Genomic DNA, 19,022 nt, shown 5'->3' on the forward strand with positions numbered 1-19,022 from the left:
AAATACTATGCAATACGAGTCTCCAATTAAGCGTCGTGCTTCGACGCGCATTTATGTCGGTAATGTGCCTATCGGTGATGGCGCACCTATTGCCGTACAATCGATGACCAATACCCGCACCACAGACGTGACGGCGACGGTCGCGCAAATTAAAGCGTTAGAAAATGTAGGCGCTGATATCGTAAGAGTATCTGTGCCAACGATGGATGCTGCTGAAGCATTTAAATTGATCAAACAGCAAGTGAATGTGCCATTAGTAGCAGACATTCACTTTGACTATCGTATCGCTTTGAAAGTGGCGGAATACGGTGTTGATTGTTTGCGTATCAACCCAGGTAATATTGGCAACGAAGAGCGTATTCGCTCGGTTGTCGATTGTGCTCGTGATTATGATATTCCGATCCGTATTGGTGTGAATGGTGGCTCTTTAGAAAAAGATATCCAGATGAAATACGGTGAACCAACGCCGGCGGCGTTGGTTGAATCAGCCATGCGCCACGTCGACATCTTAGATCGCCTCAATTTTGACCAGTTTAAGGTTAGTGTAAAAGCATCTGACGTCTTTTTAGCCGTTGATTCTTATCGATTGTTAGCACAAAAAATTGATCAACCACTGCACTTAGGTATTACCGAGGCCGGTGGCGCGCGAGCCGGTTCGGTAAAATCGGCGGTTGGTTTAGGTATGCTGCTTGCGGAAGGTATCGGTGATACGCTGCGTATTTCTCTGGCAGCAAATCCGGTTGAAGAGATCAAAGTCGGTTTCGATATTTTGAAATCGCTGCGTATCCGTTCTCGTGGCATTAACTTTATTGCTTGTCCTAGCTGCTCTCGTCAAGAATTTGATGTGATTTCCACCGTGAACGCACTTGAGCAACGTTTAGAAGATATTATTACACCAATGGATGTTTCTATTATCGGTTGCGTTGTGAATGGACCTGGTGAGGCGGAAGTTTCCCATTTAGGTTTGGCGGGAAGTAATAAGAAAAGCGCCTTCTATGAAGATGGTGTACGCCAGAAAGAACGTTTTGATAATGACGATCTCGTTAATCAATTAGAAGCTAAGATTCGTGCTAAAGCGTCCATTCTTGATGAAAAGAATCGAATCGACGTAACTCAAATCGAACAAAATTAATCTCACGACATTTCGGTAAGTATTGTGGCAAAAACTATTCAAGCAATTCGAGGCATGAACGACTGCCTCCCAACGCAATCTCCACTGTGGCAAAAAGTGGAAGGTACAGTAAAAAATGTGATCAGTGCGTACGGTTACAATGAAGTCCGTATGCCAATCGTTGAGATGACACATCTATTTAGCCGCGCTATTGGTGAAGTCACCGATGTGGTTGAGAAAGAGATGTACACGTTCGAAGACCGCAATGGCGACAGTTTATCGTTGCGTCCTGAAGGTACCGCTGGCTGTGTGCGTTCTGGTATCGAAAATGGCTTACTGTACAACCAAGAACAACGTCTATGGTACATGGGACCAATGTTCCGTCATGAACGTCCTCAAAAAGGACGTTACCGTCAATTCCATCAATGTGGTGTGGAAGTGTTTGGGCTAAATGGCCCAGATGTTGACGCTGAATTGATTATGATGACAGCGCGTCTATGGCGTGAGCTGGGCATTGACAAACACGTGCGTTTGGAACTGAACTCTATTGGATCTTTACAGGCTCGTGCTAATTATCGCACGGCGTTGATTGCGTATTTAGAGCAACATCAAGAAGTATTGGATGAAGAAGCTAAACGCCGCATGTATACCAATCCGTTGCGTGTTCTTGATACCAAAAACCCAGACATTCAAGCTATTTTAGGTGATGCACCAAAGTTATCTGAATATCTAGATGCGGAATCTGCACAACATTTTGCAGGTTTGTGTGAACTTCTTGATGCCGCAGGCATCGAATACCAAGTTAATGAACGTTTGGTTCGTGGTTTAGACTACTACAACCGCACCGTATTTGAGTGGATCACCGAAAGTTTAGGTGCTCAAGGTACGGTTTGTGGTGGTGGTCGTTACGATGGCCTTGTGGAACAACTGGGTGGCAAAGAGACACCAGCCGTTGGATTTGCAATGGGCTTAGAACGTTTAGTACTGATGATGGAAACACTAGAGCTGACAGAAGTTCGTCGTAGCGTTGACGTTTACATGGTGAGTGCTGGTGATGGCACTATGATGGCGGGAATGAAGCTTGCGGAGCAATTACGTGGTCAAATTCCGGGGCTACGTGTCATGACCCACTTCGGTGGTGGTAATTTCAAAAAACAATTTAAGCGTGCTGACAAAGTCGGTGCGGCTGTTGCGCTTGTTCTCGGCGAGAACGAAGTGGCAGAAAACACGGTAGTTCTGAAAGATCTAACCGGTGGCGAACAAATTACGATTTCTCAAACTGAAGTCGCGAGCAAACTAGAACACCTTGTATAAGCAAGCGTATTTGAGACATCTTTTAAAGAGGACAGGAAGTGGAACTCTACGATACTGAAGAACAACAAGTTGAAGCGATAAAAGATTGGTGGAAAGAGAACGGTAAAGCGGTGATCTTTGGGGCTGTTATTGGTTTAGGTGGCCTATTCGGTTGGCGTTATTACCAAGACAGCGTAACCGCTGCGCAAGAAGCCGCTTCAGAAAGTTACACCAAAATGGTTACGGCATTGAGCGCTAGTGGCGTTGATGCTGAAAGCAATGTTCAAAGTTTTATTGATAACAATAAAGGCAAAGAATATTCAGTTTTAGCCGCTTTGCAATTGGCTAAAGTTCAAGTTGAAGCAGGACAGATAGATGAAGCACTTGCACAGCTTGAGTGGGCAAAAGCAAATACTAAAGACGCTGCGATTCTTCCACTTGCAACTTACCGTGTTGCGCGTATTAAATCTGAGCAAGGCAACTATGATGCTGCTCTTGCTGAGTTAACAACGATTAGCGATGAAAATTGGTCTGGGCGTATTGCTGAGCTTCGAGGTGATATCTCATTGCGTAAAGGTGATGTCGATGCAGCTTATGCAGCTTATACCGAGGCTCAACAAGCTAATGATGCAAGTCAAACATTGCAAATGAAACTTGATGATTTAGCCAAATAAGGGCACAAGTTGATGAAAAAGTTGTTCAACAAAGTGCTCGTTGCTGCTGTGGTGCTAGGGGCACTAGCAGGATGTGCTAGCGAAGAAGATACCGTGATCATGGCCCCCGTGCCAGTGGTATCGAGTGAATTTACACCGACGACTCAATGGAGTGCTTCTATTGGTGATGGTGTTGGTCACTACTTCTCAAAGTTGTCTCCAGAATATGCATATGGCAAAGTTTTTGTTGCAAGTCGCGATGGTTTAGTTAAAGCGCTCGATCCTGAAAGCGGCAAAGAGCTTTGGAAAACCGACCTAAAACAAGATCGCAGCATGCGTTTGTCTGGTGGTATCACTGCCGCTTATAGCCAAATTTACATTGGCAGTGAAAATGGTGTAGTGATTGCTCTTGATGAAGAAACGGGTGAGCTTGCATGGCAAGTTGAAGTGGATGGTGAGGTACTCGCTGCGCCAGCCGCTGATAACAACATTGTTATTGTCAATACCAGCCGTGGCACTCTGATCGGTTTAGATCAAGAATCCGGTGAGCAGAAGTGGGCAATCAGTACTGAAGTACCTAATTTAACTCTGCGTGGAGATAGCAAACCGGTTACGGTTTCTGGTGGTGTATTCTGGGGCACGGCAAGTGGTCGATTAGCGGCCGCCATTGTAGAGCGTGGTCAATTGATTTGGCAGCAGCCTGTTGGTATGCCTAAAGGCGCGACCGAAATTGACCGGTTGGTTGATGTCGATGCGTCACCCATTGTGATCGGCGGTATGCTTTACACTGTAGGTTTCAATGGCCAGTTAATTGCGATCGATCTTCGTTCAGGCAAGCCAGCTTGGAAGCGTAACTACTCTTCATCAACTGATATGGCAAGTGATGGTGGACGTCTATTCGTAGTGACTGATAAAGATCACCTTGCTGCTGTTGATGCCCGTAGTGGAACCGAGTTATGGAGCAATGACAAGCTAGAAAACCGCTTGTTAACAGCACCGTCTATTATTAATGGCTACATTGTTGTGGGCGATAATGAAGGTTACTTGCACTGGATTGATCGTAGCAGTGGTGAATTTGTTGCTCAGCAATTAGTCGATAGCAGTGGATTTGCTGTTGGTCCTTTAGCGGTAACCGATGGTTACGTGATCATTACCCGCAGTGGCAATGTAAAGAAACTGACGATTAAAAAATAAATCGTGATATAATTCACATTCGGCTCCTGGCTGGTAACAGTTAGGGGCCGTTTTGTTGAGATAAATGAAATAAAGTGATGTGGTTATAGGTAAAAATTTCGCGCTTGCTAGCAAGTGTTTACCTATAACTACATAAGTGAATATATTTGTAGAGGTTGTTATGGTTCCTGTTGTTGCTCTTGTTGGGCGTCCGAATGTCGGTAAATCTACGCTGTTTAACCGATTAACTCGCACTCGTGATGCGTTAGTAGCGGATTTCCCTGGTTTAACGCGTGACCGTAAATATGGCCAAGCGAAATTAGGTGAACACGAATTTATCGTTATTGATACCGGTGGTATTGATGGCAGTGAAGAAGGTGTTGAGACCAAAATGGCACAGCAATCATTAGCTGCCATTGACGAAGCCGATGTCGTGCTATTTATGGTTGATGGCCGCGCAGGTCTGACAGCGTCTGATGAAGTTATTGCACAACATCTGCGTAAAATTGAGAAACGTGCCATCCTTGTCGTGAACAAAGTAGATGGTATTGATGCTGATGCTGCATGTGCTGAATTCTGGAAATTGGGCGTTGATCAGATGTATCAGATCGCCGCTGCACATGGGCGTGGGGTTGGTATTTTGATTGATCGTGCGTTGAATCCTTTCGCAGAAGAGATGATTGAATTGGCGAAAGGTGATATCGAAGATCTCACTGACTTTGAAGATGTTGAAGAAAAGCTTGATTACACGGAAGAAGAAGCGGAAGAAGAGTTTAAACGTCTTCAAGATCAACCGATTAAGCTTGCGATCATTGGTCGTCCTAATGTCGGTAAATCAACATTGATTAACCGTATTCTTGGTGAAGAGCGTGTCGTGGTTTACGATATGCCAGGAACCACTCGCGATTCAATCTACATCCCAATGATGCGTGATGAGCGTGAATATGTATTGATTGATACCGCAGGTGTTCGTCGCCGTACTCGCATTAATGAAACGGTAGAAAAATTCTCGGTAGTTAAAACACTGAAAGCTGTCGAAGATGCAAACGTTGTTCTATTGGTTATCGATGCACGTGAAAATATCTCAGACCAAGACTTAAGTTTACTTGGTTTTGCACTGAATGCGGGGCGTTCAATTGTTCTTGCTGTCAATAAGTGGGATGGCCTTGATAACGACGTAAAAGAGCGTGTAAAGAAAGAGTTGGATCGTCGTCTAGGTTTCGTCGATTTTGCTCGTATCCACTTTATTTCCGCGCTGCATGGCACTGGTGTGGGTCACTTATTTGAATCAGTGCAAGAAGCGTACAAATCTGCGACAACTCGTGTTGGCACTTCTGTACTGACGCGGATATTGAAAATGGCAACGGATGATCACCAACCGCCAATGATACGTAGTCGCCGCGTAAAACTGAAATATGCACATGCTGGCGGCTATAACCCGCCAATCGTTGTGGTACATGGTAACTTGGTTAACGAACTACCAGATTCATACAAACGTTACTTAATGAATTATTACCGTAAATCGTTGGAAATTATGGGTACGCCAATTCGTATTCACTTCCAAAGCAGCGACAACCCATTTGAGGGTAAGACTAATAAGTTAACCTTGTCTCAAGAGCGCAAGCGCAAACGCCTTATGACGATGATGAAAGGTCGTACTAAGTAACCCTTTATTAGATAAAAAAATACCCAAGCCAAGGCTTGGGTATTTTTTTATCTGTAGTAGAACGAATACACTTCACTTAAATGAAAAGCGTCCAGAGAATAGTACTGAGAGTAATTTTTAAGCAGTGCTTACTGAGTCGTGTAGAGTGAAAGATCATTTTCATTAGTTCTTTACATGGTGAGTATAAAAACAAATAACGATATTTTATATCGCTAAAAATCCAAATGCAGGATATGTAACTTATGCTTTCGGTGTGTGGTTATATAAATGTTCTTTTGAGGGGAGATCGCTGATCAGAGTAGATAAAGCAAATGATCAGGCTGAGATCTTTTAGTGATCATAGTGCCATTCGAAAGAGGATATACACATTGATTAAAGTATTGTGATGAGGATCAATGTCGACAATGACGCTATCTTGGAGCATAGTTTACGAATACATTATTTAAGTGGATTTTGATATGAATGAGAACCTGTGCCCTTGCTGCACAAAGCCCTTAGAATGGGATGGTCGTTATCACTGTAGTGAGTGTGAAAAACATTTCAATAAAGTAGGTTTTTGCCCTAGCTGTGAATCAGAGTTAGAAAAGCTACAAGCGTGTGGGGCGGCTAATTATTTCTGTAATCAGTGCAATGAACTCAAATCGAAATCGAAAATTCGATTTGAGTTCAAGCCACAAGATTAGGTGGTTTGTACTGTTTCGGACATCAGTTCACAATAGAATGAATTTCGCCATCGGCAAGACGGGTGATCAGTTGATCGCCCGTTTTTACATCTGAAGGTTGGCTGATAACCTTACCGTGCTGATCTTGAGTAATGGAGTAACCACGTTTTAAGGTGGCTAATGGGCTAACCGTATCTAATTTTTCAGCGGCTAGCACAAGCTTATGGCGAGTGGTTAACAGCTTTCTATCCATCACATCAAGCAGCTTTTGTTCAGTTTTCGCCAATCTATGTTGCTGTTGAGCAAGCTTTTGAATAGGAGAGTGCAATTGCAGTTGATGAAATTGCTCATTTACATGTTGTCGCTTACGAGTGATAAAAGAGCTCATAGCACGTTGAAGGCGCATTTGTGTTTCATCAAGCAGCTGTGTTTGACGTTGTAAGCGGTAATTAGGGTGCTGCTTTTGTAATGCGTAATTAAGAGCATTTACTTGTTGCTGTTGCTGGCTTATGTAGTGGCGTATTGCACTACGTAGCTTGTGCTGATAGCTAGTAAATGTTTGTTGCTTATGGCTATTATCACGGCTGACCAATTCTGCTGCCGCAGAAGGAGTTGGTGCTCGAACATCAGCAACGAAATCGGCAATTGTAATATCAATTTCATGGCCTATAGCACTAATAATCGGAATCTCACTAGCAGCGATAGTGCGTGCTACGATCTCATGGTTAAAACACCATAAGTCTTCCAATGAACCGCCGCCTCTTCCCACAATCAATACATCACATTCTGCTCTCGCATTAGCTCTGCCGATGGCTTGTGCAATCTGTATCGCGGCTTGTTCACCTTGCACCATGGTGGGGTAGACAATCACTGGTAAGCTGGGATCGCGACGCTTGAGTACATCAAGAATATCGAATAAAGCCGCCCCAGTTTTAGATGTGATGACGCCTACGCATTTTGGATTTTCCGGTAACGGACGTTTATTGGATTGAGCAAACAGACCTTCGGCGGCCAATTGCATTTTCAGTTTTTCAAATTCTTGCTGAAGACGACCGTCTCCTTCTGGCTGCATACTTTCGATGATGATCTGGTAGTCACCTCTAGGTTCATACAGGGAAAGGCGTGCTTTAACTAAAACTTGCTGACCATTTTTAGGCTTGAAAGAGACAAAGCGATTGCTGCCCTTAAACATGGCACATTTAACTTGGGCGCGGGAGTCTTTGAGTGATAAATACCAGTGGCCAGAAACTGGAGAGGAGAAGTTAGATATTTCACCAACCAGCCACACAATTCCCATTTCATTTTCAAGAAGTAGTCTAACTTCAGCATTTAGACGAGAGACAGTGTAGATATTTTCGTTGGCCAGAGAAGACAAGGCTAATCCCCTAGACGAAGGTATGGAAATTAGCGGAAAGATAATACATATCAAGATGTGAAATGCAAATAAAAAATAAAAAAATGAGTGGTCAAGCGATTGCCTCGGGCGTATAATCCGTCCGCAATATCAAATCCAAATCACTTTTCCTTTTTAATGATTAATTAGGTTGAATGAAACAACTTGGATTGACCTTTTATTCACTCCTCTTAATTGTGAGATATTGCAAATGCTAAGAATTGCCAAAGAAGCGCTGACATTCGACGACGTACTTCTCGTGCCAGCACACTCCACCGTTCTCCCAAACACAGCCGATCTTCGTACTCAGCTGACCAAAAACATTGCACTGAACATCCCAATGATTTCTGCATCAATGGATACAGTGACGGAAGCTCGTCTAGCGATCGCTCTTGCACAAGAGGGTGGTATTGGTTTTATCCATAAAAACATGTCTATCGAACAACAAGCAGAGCAAGTTCGTCTTGTTAAGATCTTCGAAGCGGGTGTGGTGACAGCTCCTGTAACAGTTCGCCCAGATGCTACGATTCAAGATGTTATGGATTTAACTGAGAAACACGGTTTTGCTGGTTTCCCTGTAGTGAGTGATAACAATGAACTGGTTGGTATCATTACTGGCCGTGACGTTCGTTTCGTTACTGATTTAACGAAAAAAGTTGAAGCTGTGATGACGCCAAAAGAGCGCTTAGCGACGGTAAAAGAAGGGGCGTCACGCCAAGAAGTACAAGAACGTATGCATAAAGCGCGTGTTGAAAAAGTACTGGTGGTGAATGATCAATTCAAATTGACTGGTATGATCACAGCAAAAGATTTCCACAAAGCTGAACGTAAACCTCATGCATGTAAAGACGAGCAAGGCCGCCTGCGTGTTGGTGCCGCTGTTGGTGCAGGTGCGGGTAATGAAGAGCGCGTAAAAGCATTGGTTGAAGCGGGCGTGGATGTACTTCTTATTGATTCATCTCATGGTCATTCTGAAGGTGTATTGAACCGTATTCGTGAAACTCGCGCAGCTTATCCTGAACTTGATATTATCGGTGGTAACGTGGCAACAGGTGCAGGTGCTAAAGCGCTTATCGAAGCGGGTGTCAGCGCGGTGAAAGTCGGTATTGGTCCTGGTTCTATTTGTACCACTCGTATCGTTACTGGCGTTGGTGTTCCTCAAATTACCGCTATTTCAGATGCAGCCGAAGTTGCAAATGCGTATGGTATTCCTGTGATTGCTGATGGCGGCATCCGTTTCTCTGGCGATATCTGTAAAGCGATTGCTGCTGGTGCATCTTGTGTCATGGTTGGCTCAATGTTTGCTGGTACTGAAGAAGCGCCGGGCGAAGTGATTCTATATAACGGCCGTTCATACAAAGCATACCGTGGAATGGGTTCTCTTGGTGCGATGTCTCAAGGTTCATCAGATCGTTATTTCCAATCAGATAATGCAGCAGACAAGCTAGTACCTGAAGGTATTGAAGGTCGCATCGCTTACAAAGGTCGCTTAAAAGAAATCGTTCATCAGCAAATGGGTGGTTTACGTTCAAGCATGGGGCTAACTGGCTCTGCGACAATCGAAGAAATGCGCACTAAAGCTGAATTTGTACGTATCTCTGGTGCGGGCATGGCTGAATCTCACGTACACGACGTTCAAATTACTAAGGAAGCACCAAACTACCGCCGTGGTTAATCTCTGATTAAAGAGTAATTAACCATACGTAAACGTTTGCTTTTTCCTTGAAGCATTGATGAGAGGCGGGTACACTCGCCTCGTTTTCATAACCTATAACCACAGCTCAGGGTAAGAAAATCAACAAGTTTTAGATTTTCACGCTGATTGTAGCATCGAAAGTCGGCGTGAATGACTTAGATTATCCTTAGCTGAGGTGAACGATAAGACTGCCCAAAATGACTAAAAATATTCATGACCAACGTATTCTGATCTTGGACTTCGGTTCTCAATATACTCAACTAGTGGCTCGCCGTGTTCGTGAAATCGGTGTTTACTGTGAACTGTGGAGTTGGGATGTAGAAGAAGCGGATATTCGTGAATTCAACCCAGACGGTATCATTCTTTCTGGTGGCCCTGAAAGTGTAACTGAAGCTAATTCTCCGCGTGCGCCTCAATACGTATTTGACTCCGGCGTTCCTGTCTTTGGCGTGTGTTATGGCATGCAGACTATGGCTGAGCAATTAGGCGGTAAAGTCGCGAGCTCTGATGAACGTGAATTTGGTTATGCTGCCGTTCAAGTCACCGGTGACTCTGCACTGTTTGCTGGCCTTGAAGCCACTCAAGATGTTTGGATGAGTCACGGCGATAAAGTGGTAGAGATCCCTGCCGACTTTACCAAAATTGCCCAAACGGATACTTGTCCTTATGCGGCGATGGCAAATGAAGAGAAAAAATACTACGGCGTGCAATTTCACCCAGAAGTAACGCACACCAAAAATGGTCTGAAAATGCTAGAAAACTTCGTACTGAACGTATGTGGTTGTGAGCGTTTATGGACTGCTGAATCTATCATCGAAGATGCGGTTGCTCGTATTAAAGAGCAAGTAGGTGACGATGAAGTGATTCTTGGCCTGTCTGGTGGTGTGGATTCTTCGGTTGTTGCGATGCTTGCGCACCGCGCAATTGGCGACAAACTAACGTGTGTATTTGTTGATAATGGCTTGTTACGTTTAAACGAAGCTGAGCAAGTGATGGATATGTTTGGCAACAAATTTGGCCTAAACATTATTCATGTTAATGCGGAACAACGCTTCCTTGACGCGCTAAAAGGTGAGTCTGATCCTGAAGCGAAGCGCAAAATTATTGGTCACGTTTTTGTTGATATCTTTGATGAAGAATCGAAAAAGCTGAAAAATGCAAAATGGCTAGCGCAAGGCACGATTTACCCTGATGTAATTGAATCTGCAGCGTCGAAAACCGGTAAAGCACATGTAATCAAATCTCACCATAACGTAGGCGGTTTGCCGGATGATATGGAAATGGGCTTGGTTGAGCCACTACGTGAGCTATTTAAAGATGAAGTCCGTAAGATCGGCTTAGAACTAGGTCTTCCTTATAATATGCTTTACCGTCACCCATTCCCAGGTCCTGGCCTTGGTGTTCGCGTTCTTGGCGAAATTAAAAAAGAGTACTGTGATCTACTGCGCCGCGCAGACGCTATCTTCATTGAAGAACTACACGCTGCTGACCTATACAACAAAGTATCTCAAGCGTTCACTGTTTTCCTACCAGTTCGTTCTGTAGGTGTAATGGGCGATGGACGTAAATACGATTGGGTTGTATCGCTGCGCGCGGTAGAAACGATTGATTTCATGACAGCGCATTGGGCACATTTACCTTACGATTTCTTAGGTAAAGTTTCTAACCGCATTATTAATGAAGTGAATGGTATTTCTCGCGTGGTTTATGATATTTCAGGTAAACCACCAGCAACTATCGAGTGGGAATAATCCCCCGAAGTTGCATCATTGTTTACTTAACCTGATGAAAGGTTGATTGATCTCTAAAAGCCTCAAATTTTTTTGAGGCTTTTTTTCGTTTGTCGACAAGCATTCCAATGTCAATGTCTTCTCAAGGTAACGGTTGTTCCTCGCAACGAAATCAGTCGCAGTTTGACACTGTGCTTTTAACTTTTACTACCGTAGTTCATCTGTCTATCTCTATTGTAAGTGTCATATCTACTGGTAACACAAAGGATGTTATATGTTGAAAATAAAGCACTTAGCGACGTTCGTTTGCTGTACTTTGGCGGCAAACAGTTATGCGCTCACCATCTTACCTGACCCTGAAAATTCAGCGGGCTACATCGTTTCTAAAACGGATCTTCAAACTGCCGAGCAAGCGAAAACCGCTGATCCTATGTATCAGATTTGGGCTCAGGCCTTAAAAACGCGCTCTAATACAATAGTTGAAGCAATCATCCCTGGGCTTGATGCTAACCCGGAAAACGTAAAACGAGTCGAGCGAGTATTTCCTCAATATGAATGGGATTTCCTTACGCAAATGGCTGCTCCTGAATATACGTACACTCGCTTTTTGCGGGCTATCGGTAAGTTTCCTGCCTTTTGTGGCGAGTACACCGATGGGCGAGATTCCGACGCCATCTGTAAAAAATCGATTGTGACGGCTTTCGCTCATTTCTCTCAAGAGACGGGTGGGCATATCGCGAAAGACAATGTTTCCGATAACCCACTAGCACTGGAAGAGTGGCAACAGGCGTTAGTTCACGTGCGTGAAATGGGCTGGTCTGAAGGTCAAAGTGGTTATACAACCGGATGTGGTCAAAACGACTGGCAAAATGCACGTTGGCCATGTGCAACAGGTCAAGGGTATTTTGGCCGTGGGGCCAAACAACTTTCTTATCACTTCAACTATGGTGCGTTTTCTGAAGTGATGTTTGACGGTGACGCAACAGTATTACTCAATAATCCAGGCTTAGTTGCCGATTCTTGGTTGAACCTGGCGTCGGCAATTTGGTTCTTTTTAACTCCTCAAGCACCAAAGCCAGCCATGTTACATGTGATTGACCGAACCTGGACACCTTCACAACGTGAATCAGACGCTGGTATTGGATACGGTTTTGGCACCACCATCAATGTGATCAATGGTGGTATTGAATGTGGTGAACAGAATAAAGATAAAGGTCAGCCTGTTAACCGAATTCGTTACTGGGAAGGCTTAGCCAATCATTATCAAATTCCTGTGGAGTCAGACGAAAAAAATACCTGCTGGCAACAAACACCGTATGGAAGTCTTAACCTTAATGGCGCGACGGATGTGCTCTATACCAACTGGGATGGCAATTGGAAATATTATTCAGACCGCCCAGGTGGCTACTCCTTTGAATGTGAGCTGGTGGGCTTTCAAACCGCATATTCTGCGCTAGTCGCGGGAGATTACGAGAAATGTGTCACTAATTTCTATGGCTCGCACGCTAATTGGCCACAAGTACGAGTGGTTGACAGTATTGATCCAGAAATACCAACTGAACCTCCAGTAGGTGGTGTCGCGGCTTGGGACTCTGCAAAAGTCTATAATACTGGGGATAAAGTCAGTTACAAAGGGGCGATCTATGAAGCTAAATGGTGGTCACAAGGCAATGAGCCAACTCAAGGTGATCCTTGGAAATTGGTATCCGGTGAAGCTACAGTGCCCACAAATCCAGATCCGCTTCCTTCTACGCCAGTTGAATCACCAGTTGTGACAGAACCTGAGCCTACACCGCCAAGTTCAGATTTCTCTATATGGCAAGCGGGAGTAACCCAAGCGAAAACTGGAGATAAGGTTACGCACAATGGAAAGTGCTTTGTCGCGAAAAATAATCCAGGAGTGTGGGAAACACCAACGCAAAGTAATTGGTTTTGGGATGAAGTGAACTGCCAGTAACTTTTCATTTATCTCTTTTCTATTTGAAGCAGCTACGGTGTTGGCTTACCTCAAATATATAGTTTATGTGTTAAATCAACAGCATGATCTTCCAAGGTCGTGCTGTTTGCTTTTTAAACAATTTGATCGCTAAAAATGGAATCTTAATTTCCGTTAATGTTCTTTCCATTTTTGTGTTGCCTCCACTAAAATCCGCGCGTAATTTTTATCAACTTTTTTTAAGGTACTCGCGAATGTCTACTAAATTGGCCAATCCAGCGCCGCTAGGCCTAATGGGTTTTGGCATGACGACTATCCTGCTTAATATCCATAATGCAGGCTTTTTCCCTATAGATTCTATGATTCTAGCAATGGGTATTTTTTACGGCGGTTTAAGCCAAGTTATCGTGGGTATCATGTGCTTTAAACGTGGTGATACGTTTGGTACCACGGCATTCACTTCGTATGGTTTGTTCTGGCTAACGCTTGTTGGCTTGATCGTAATGCCATATATGGGCTTACCTGCAAGTCCTGCAAACTTTATGGGTTGGTACCTAGCTCTTTGGGGGATCTTCACTGGTTTCATGTTCATTGGTTCACTGTGTTACCCACGCGCTAAGCAAGTTGTATTTGGTTCACTAACCATTTTGTTTGCTCTATTAGCTGCTCGTGATTTCACGGGTAGTGAACTGATTGGTACGATTGCTGGTTTTGAAGGTATCTTCTGCGGTGCTAGTGCTATCTATTTCGCTATGGCACAAGTGTTAAACAACGAATATGGTCGTGTTATTTTGCCAATCGGTGAGAAGAAAGCGTCTGAGCCTGTTGTTGCTACACAAGAAATTGCAGCGTAATTAAAATACAAAATAAAAAAAGGGGTTAGCTTCGGCTAACCCCTTTTAGTTTCCACTGCCTTTCTTATTTTTTATTTACGCTGAAGGTTGTTCAAGAACGGTTGAACTCTCTTCTTCTTCTGCTGTGGGTGCTTTACCTGTCTTACGCTTGTATTTTCCTTCCCAGTATGTCGCCCCTTTGATGCCTAACTTCACTGGGTTGAAAATGAATTCCTCTACACCTTGTTTTTGTTGTTCTTCATAATCTCTTAGTGCTGCCATCGCCGGTTTAGCCATAAAGAAGATAATGAGGATTCCGACGATATTCAGCCACGCCATTACGCCAACACCGACATCACCCATTGCCCAAGCTAAGTTTGCGGTTTTAACCGTGCCGTAGAATACCGTAGCGATGATCACGACTTTGAGTACAAACATCAAACCGTTAACTTTGAAGGTACGACGAATGTAAGCAATGTTCGTTTCTGCGATGTAGTAGTAAGCCAAGATAGTTGTGAAAGCAAAGAAGAACAATGCAAATGCCACAAACGGTTTACCAACACCAGGAAGTGCACTTTCAATCGCCATTTGAGTAAATACCGGACCGTTGGCACTGATATCGGCTGCTAGGTTTTGAATTAAAAATACGCCTTCTGCACCACCATGAACGTTGTAAGCACCAGTGATAAGAATCATAAATGCGGTAGCAGAACAGACCAATAAGGTATCGATGTAAATAGAGAATGCTTGAACTAAGCCTTGTTGAGCTGGGTGATCAACACTGGCTGCCGCAGCTGCGTGAGGGCCAGTACCTTGGCCAGCTTCGTTTGAATAAACACCACGTTTTACACCCCAGCCAATTGCCGCGCCTACGCCTGCCATTGGTGTGAACGCATCACCAACGATCATTGCGAAGATTCTTGGCACTTCACCAATATTAAGCAAGATGATAACAAATGCTGTGATGATGTAAGCCAATGCCATAAATGGCACCACAAACTGGGTAAAGCTTGCAATACGTTTTACGCCGCCGAAAATGATAAATGCCAAAATGATTGAAACAACGGTGCCAGTAAAGATTTTAGCAAAAGTGAAAGTACCGATTGCCGTTTCAATAATAGGGCCTGGTCCAAATGCGGCTTCTACTGCATTACCAATACTGTTTGATTGCACACCTGGAAGCAGTACACCACAGGCGAAAATGGTTGAGATAGCGAAAATCCATGCATACCATTTTTGCCCCATTGCTTTTTCGATGTAGTAAGCTGGTCCACCACGGAACTCGCCTTCATCTTCTTCTTTGTAGATCTGCGCAAGTGTTGATTCTGCATAAGCCGTTGCCGCGCCAAAAAATGCGACCACCCACATCCAGAACACGGCACCAGGGCCACCAAAACCGATAGCGGCAGCGACACCGGCGATATTACCAGTACCTACACGACCTGAAAGGGAAACGGCTAACGCTTGGAAAGACGAAATGCCTTTAGTCGAACTTTTACCGGAAAGAAGTAGACGCCACATTTCAAAAAAGTGACGAACCTGAACAAATCGGGTCACAATCGAGTAGAACAAACCTGCGCCAAGACATAAATAAATTAATGCCGGACTCCAGATTATCCCATTCAAAAAATCAACAAATGACTGCATAAGCATTTCCCTGTTATTAGTAGTTTTAGTGATGTTGTGTTTGTTTTTGTGAACGACATATTAATCTTTTTGTAACTCAATTGTTAATTTATTTATCTGTAAATAATCAGTAGCGTGACAATGAACACAAAACGCTATTAATGGGATGAAAATTAGATAGGTTTATTAGAGTTAGCTAAAATTTCAGCGTATTGAGGCTTTTCACCCTAAAGGATGAGAAGTAAATCCTTTAGGGTGAATAATTATATGGGTGGGCTCTTTGGCTGGTATTTAATGAAAGGTTGGAGTTTTATGCTGTTAATGTTGAGTGTAGCGCGACATGTTCAGATCAATGGTCTCTAAATGACATTCTTTGTTGCTCATAATGTCAGCCAATAATTGTCCGGAGCCACACGCCATGGTCCAACCGAGCGTTCCATGGCCAGTATTGGTGTAGAGATTATCAAACGGTGTTTTGCCAATGATTGGCGTACCATCCGGAGTCATGGGTCTAAATCCGGTCCAGAATTCAGCACGAGCGAGATCACCGCCTTGAGGGAAAATATCACGAATGACCATTTCAATTGTCGCTTTGCGAGCTGCGGGAAGCGCAGGGTCAAACCCAGCCAATTCTGCGGTACCAGCGACACGTATACGGTCATCAAAACGTGTCATCGCCACTTTATAGGTCTCGTCCATCACTGTTGAGCGCGGTGAAAGCGCTTCATTAATGATGGGAACAGTCAATGAATAGCCTTTGACCGGATAAACCGGAAGATGAATGCCTAACGGTGAGAGTAACTCAGTCGAGTAGCTGCCCATTGCTACAACATAACGATCAGCTTTTAGTTCGCCTTTATCGGTTTGGACACCAGTGATCTTTTTGCCTTCTATATTGAGTCGTTCAATATGGGTATCAAACTGGAATTGCACGCCATTATTTTTCGCAAGCTCGGTGAGTTGTTGGCAAAACAGATAACAGTCTCCTGTTTCGTCATCTGGCAGGTATAACCCACCACGCAGTTTATTGCTTATCGGAGCCAATCCCGGCTCTTGTTTGATACAACCGTTTACATCTAATAACTGGTAGCGAATGCCACTTTCTTCGAGCAACTTGATGTCTTTCGTGATTGCTTGTAACTGTTTATTGGTTCTAAAGACTTGCAAAGTACCTTGCTGGCGACCTTGATATTGAATGTGGTGATTTTTATTGAGTTCGGCCAAGCAAAGGCGACTGTAATTTGCGATAGCGAGCATACGTGCTTTATTGGTGTTGTAGCGATCCAACTGGCAGTTTAAAAGCATCTTACCCATCCAGGATAATAATTTAGGGTCTACGGATGGCTTTATTTTTAATGGAGCGTGTTCTTCAAACAACCATTTCAACGCTTTTTGAGGAATACCCGGTGCAGCCCAAGGTGAGGAGTAGCCATAAGATATTTGTCCTGCATTGGCAAAGCTGGTTTCCTCTGCACTTTTTGCTTGGCGATCAATGACAGTGACCTGATGACCTGCTTGAGATAGATACCATGCACTGGTGAGCCCTACCACACCACTGCCTAATACGATCACATCCATTGCTTGCTCCTAAGATAGTTGTTGCACGTAGTTTTATTGCTTTACCTTTTATTAACAATCGATATAAATTATCACCAGTGTTTAGAATATCTATAAGCAAGGGCGATGAAAGGTAATACCTTATCCATGCTGTCAACATTTGTGAAAGTGGCGCAATACAGCAGTTTTAGTGAAGCAGCAAAAAGTTTACATTTAACGACAGGGGCTATCAGCCAACAGCTTCTTCAATTAGAACAGCAGATAGGTTTTAAACTATTTGAACGGCATTCTCGTGGCATTCGCTTAACTGACGAAGGACGAACTCTTGCTAGAGTGGTGGAGCAGAATATTCAAGATATTGAAAGTACTATTGCCTCTCTTAATCAAAGTCGAAATATTAACGAAATCAAACTGAAGTCAACCCCATCATTTGCATTTAAATGGCTTGTACCTCGTCTAGAAAACTTCCATAGAAAACATCCAGAGATCCAAATTCAAATATTCGCTGAGGGAGCGCTGGTAGACAGTGACCGACGAGACTACGACTTAGCGATTGATTACGGGCCATTGCCCTACAAAAAAATGAACGCGGAACTGCTATTTGAAGAGTACCTGCTACCAGTGATGAGCGCAGCCTACCTGCAAGCTCATCCACAATTACAGCATCGCCATTATCAGCAAGAAAGCTGGGATAGTGTCGTGCTACTGCATGATGCGATGCCGTGGGCAAATGCGTCGCGAGATTACGAATGGCTTTATTGGGCGTCAGAAATGGGGGTAGACATAGCAACTCAACAAGGTCATTTTTTCAATCGTACAGATATGGCGATGTCGGCCGCAGAAGCCGGAGTTGGAGTTGCGATGGCTAGAATGGCATTGATTGATCAAGAACTGACACAACGACGTCTTGTAACACCCTTTGAGCCTATTGCTGCGAATGCAGGGTACTTTTTGCTTTCTCACACTCAAAACCATAGTGTCCATATTTTTGTTGAGTGGCTTAAGGAGCGTATTTCACTTCGATGTTCAAATTAACTGAAAGTCTTCAGCAAATTTATTGAGATCTCTCATCGCTTATTTAGCGGTAAACTGCAAAAAAATGAGAGGAATTCAATATGTTTCATGCCCATGTTTATTTCGATTTAGCACAAAAAGATAAAGCTCAACAATTGCAGCGAAAAATTGCCCAACAACGTCAGGATATTCGCGCGATGTTTCCATTAGTGCCAATGTTGGTCGGCCCTCATCTAAAACCTATGTTTGAGCTGCATTTTTCAGACAATAGTGATGGCTTTATTGAATGGTTAGATGAACACCGAGAAGGGTTAAGTGTACTGATTCATCCGGTATCTGGAGATGATATTTATGACCATTCAGATCATCAAGTTCAATGGCTTGGTGACGTGCTTGGCGTTAATTCCAGCGTATTACGCTAGCTATTTTTGAGTAATATCTTTGATATGAAAATATTTTTGATTGTTAAAACACTTAAAAAGTGAGGCTTTCAGTGCAGATCTTCTCTTGTTTTAGAATAAAAAGGATTTGCCTATCAAATTAATAGCTACATTGAGTTAGTGCTTTATTCCTATCTTGTCTAGTCTATACCCAACGCAGTAAACAACTAAACATGCCTTTGGTGAAAGCAAGATGGTACCCCTGTCGATTCCAATTAATGAATGACAGTATTCGCCTC

The 19,022-nt window shown here is 43.6% G+C and carries 15 protein-coding genes; 12 read left to right on the forward strand and 3 right to left on the reverse strand.

Annotation, left to right across the window (positions count from 1 at the left end; translation table 11 throughout):
• Nucleotides 1-7: 7 nt before the first annotated feature.
• The 6 genes from ispG (at nt 8) to EYW48_RS06200 (ending at nt 6,579) form a co-directional block, all read left to right on the forward strand.
• Nucleotides 8-1,132 carry a flavodoxin-dependent (E)-4-hydroxy-3-methylbut-2-enyl-diphosphate synthase gene (gene ispG, locus EYW48_RS06175; RefSeq protein WP_274694931.1) on the forward strand — a complete coding sequence of 375 codons (1,125 nt, stop codon included), beginning with the start codon at nt 8-10 and terminating at the stop codon, nt 1,130-1,132.
• A 24-nt stretch (nt 1,133-1,156) separates the two neighbouring features.
• Entirely contained in the window at nt 1,157-2,425 is a 1,269-nt protein-coding gene (hisS, locus tag EYW48_RS06180; RefSeq protein WP_053310395.1) for a histidine--tRNA ligase, read from the forward strand.
• A 38-nt stretch (nt 2,426-2,463) separates the two neighbouring features.
• Complete coding sequence (locus EYW48_RS06185) at nt 2,464-3,078, forward strand: YfgM family protein (protein ID WP_168786801.1); 615 nt, start codon at nt 2,464-2,466, stop codon at nt 3,076-3,078.
• A 12-nt stretch (nt 3,079-3,090) separates the two neighbouring features.
• Nucleotides 3,091-4,251, forward strand: coding sequence for an outer membrane protein assembly factor BamB (gene bamB / locus EYW48_RS06190; RefSeq protein WP_171980362.1), 1,161 nt, complete (start codon nt 3,091-3,093; stop codon nt 4,249-4,251).
• 160 nt (nt 4,252-4,411) lie between these two features.
• The gene (gene der, locus EYW48_RS06195) at nt 4,412-5,896 is read left to right on the forward strand and encodes a ribosome biogenesis GTPase Der (RefSeq protein WP_053310392.1); all 1,485 of its coding nucleotides are present in this window, start codon (nt 4,412-4,414) and stop codon (nt 5,894-5,896) included.
• Nucleotides 5,897-6,354: 458 nt separating this feature from the next.
• The gene (locus EYW48_RS06200) at nt 6,355-6,579 is read left to right on the forward strand and encodes a zinc ribbon domain-containing protein (protein WP_171980361.1); all 225 of its coding nucleotides are present in this window, start codon (nt 6,355-6,357) and stop codon (nt 6,577-6,579) included.
• Between the two features lie 22 nt (nt 6,580-6,601).
• On the opposite strand, the gene xseA is transcribed toward EYW48_RS06200, so the two are convergent.
• Entirely contained in the window at nt 6,602-7,933 is a 1,332-nt protein-coding gene (gene xseA / locus EYW48_RS06205) for an exodeoxyribonuclease VII large subunit (RefSeq protein WP_274681600.1), read from the reverse strand.
• Between the two features lie 229 nt (nt 7,934-8,162).
• On the opposite strand from xseA, the gene guaB reads away from it, so the two are divergent.
• The 4 genes from guaB to EYW48_RS06225 all read left to right on the forward strand — a co-directional run bounded on the left by guaB (nt 8,163) and on the right by EYW48_RS06225 (nt 14,167).
• On the forward strand, nt 8,163-9,626 hold the full coding sequence (gene guaB / locus EYW48_RS06210) for an IMP dehydrogenase (RefSeq protein ID WP_053310464.1): 1,464 nt from the start codon (nt 8,163-8,165) through the stop codon (nt 9,624-9,626).
• 218 nt (nt 9,627-9,844) lie between these two features.
• Nucleotides 9,845-11,398, forward strand: coding sequence for a glutamine-hydrolyzing GMP synthase (guaA, locus tag EYW48_RS06215; RefSeq protein WP_053310390.1), 1,554 nt, complete (start codon nt 9,845-9,847; stop codon nt 11,396-11,398).
• Between the two features lie 253 nt (nt 11,399-11,651).
• A complete protein-coding gene (locus EYW48_RS06220; RefSeq protein WP_277432010.1) occupies nt 11,652-13,334 on the forward strand; it encodes a glycoside hydrolase family 19 protein in 1,683 nt (560 codons plus the stop codon).
• Between the two features lie 233 nt (nt 13,335-13,567).
• A complete protein-coding gene (locus EYW48_RS06225) occupies nt 13,568-14,167 on the forward strand; it encodes a GPR1/FUN34/YaaH family transporter (protein ID WP_053310388.1) in 600 nt (199 codons plus the stop codon).
• 75 nt (nt 14,168-14,242) lie between these two features.
• Here EYW48_RS06225 and EYW48_RS06230 read toward each other — a convergent pair whose 3' ends face one another.
• Both EYW48_RS06230 and EYW48_RS06235 read right to left on the reverse strand, forming a co-directional pair.
• Entirely contained in the window at nt 14,243-15,793 is a 1,551-nt protein-coding gene (locus EYW48_RS06230; RefSeq protein ID WP_053310387.1) for an alanine/glycine:cation symporter family protein, read from the reverse strand.
• A 297-nt stretch (nt 15,794-16,090) separates the two neighbouring features.
• Nucleotides 16,091-17,350: a D-amino acid dehydrogenase gene (locus EYW48_RS06235; protein ID WP_277432011.1), complete on the reverse strand. Its 1,260-nt coding sequence runs from the start codon at nt 17,348-17,350 to the stop codon at nt 16,091-16,093.
• A 105-nt stretch (nt 17,351-17,455) separates the two neighbouring features.
• Here EYW48_RS06235 and EYW48_RS06240 point away from each other — a divergent pair, with 105 nt between their 5' ends.
• Nucleotides 17,456-18,364 carry a LysR substrate-binding domain-containing protein gene (locus EYW48_RS06240; RefSeq protein ID WP_277432012.1) on the forward strand — a complete coding sequence of 303 codons (909 nt, stop codon included), beginning with the start codon at nt 17,456-17,458 and terminating at the stop codon, nt 18,362-18,364.
• An 80-nt stretch (nt 18,365-18,444) separates the two neighbouring features.
• Complete coding sequence (locus EYW48_RS06245; RefSeq protein ID WP_053310384.1) at nt 18,445-18,765, forward strand: DOPA 4,5-dioxygenase family protein; 321 nt, start codon at nt 18,445-18,447, stop codon at nt 18,763-18,765.
• Nucleotides 18,766-19,022: the final 257 nt, after the last annotated feature.

Source organism: Vibrio sp. 1180_3 (assembly GCF_029478545.1).
Lineage (GTDB): Bacteria > Pseudomonadota > Gammaproteobacteria > Enterobacterales > Vibrionaceae > Vibrio > Vibrio aestuarianus.

What these genes read in the sequence shown, in the direction of transcription:
- guaB (WP_053310464.1), top strand. Translation starts at nt 8,163, where the DNA reads ATGCTAAGAATTGCCAAAGAAGCGCTGACATTCGACGACGTACTTCTC.
- EYW48_RS06225 (WP_053310388.1), top strand. Translation starts at nt 13,568, where the DNA reads ATGTCTACTAAATTGGCCAATCCAGCGCCGCTAGGCCTAATGGGTTTT.
- EYW48_RS06245 (WP_053310384.1), top strand. Translation starts at nt 18,445, where the DNA reads ATGTTTCATGCCCATGTTTATTTCGATTTAGCACAAAAAGATAAAGCT.
- EYW48_RS06220 (WP_277432010.1), top strand. Translation starts at nt 11,652, where the DNA reads ATGTTGAAAATAAAGCACTTAGCGACGTTCGTTTGCTGTACTTTGGCG.
- der (WP_053310392.1), top strand. Translation starts at nt 4,412, where the DNA reads ATGGTTCCTGTTGTTGCTCTTGTTGGGCGTCCGAATGTCGGTAAATCT.
- EYW48_RS06230 (WP_053310387.1), bottom strand. Translation starts at nt 15,793, where the DNA reads ATGCAGTCATTTGTTGATTTTTTGAATGGGATAATCTGGAGTCCGGCA.
- EYW48_RS06240 (WP_277432012.1), top strand. Translation starts at nt 17,456, where the DNA reads ATGAAAGGTAATACCTTATCCATGCTGTCAACATTTGTGAAAGTGGCG.
- ispG (WP_274694931.1), top strand. Translation starts at nt 8, where the DNA reads ATGCAATACGAGTCTCCAATTAAGCGTCGTGCTTCGACGCGCATTTAT.
- guaA (WP_053310390.1), top strand. Translation starts at nt 9,845, where the DNA reads ATGACTAAAAATATTCATGACCAACGTATTCTGATCTTGGACTTCGGT.
- EYW48_RS06235 (WP_277432011.1), bottom strand. Translation starts at nt 17,350, where the DNA reads ATGGATGTGATCGTATTAGGCAGTGGTGTGGTAGGGCTCACCAGTGCA.
- EYW48_RS06200 (WP_171980361.1), top strand. Translation starts at nt 6,355, where the DNA reads ATGAATGAGAACCTGTGCCCTTGCTGCACAAAGCCCTTAGAATGGGAT.
- bamB (WP_171980362.1), top strand. Translation starts at nt 3,091, where the DNA reads ATGAAAAAGTTGTTCAACAAAGTGCTCGTTGCTGCTGTGGTGCTAGGG.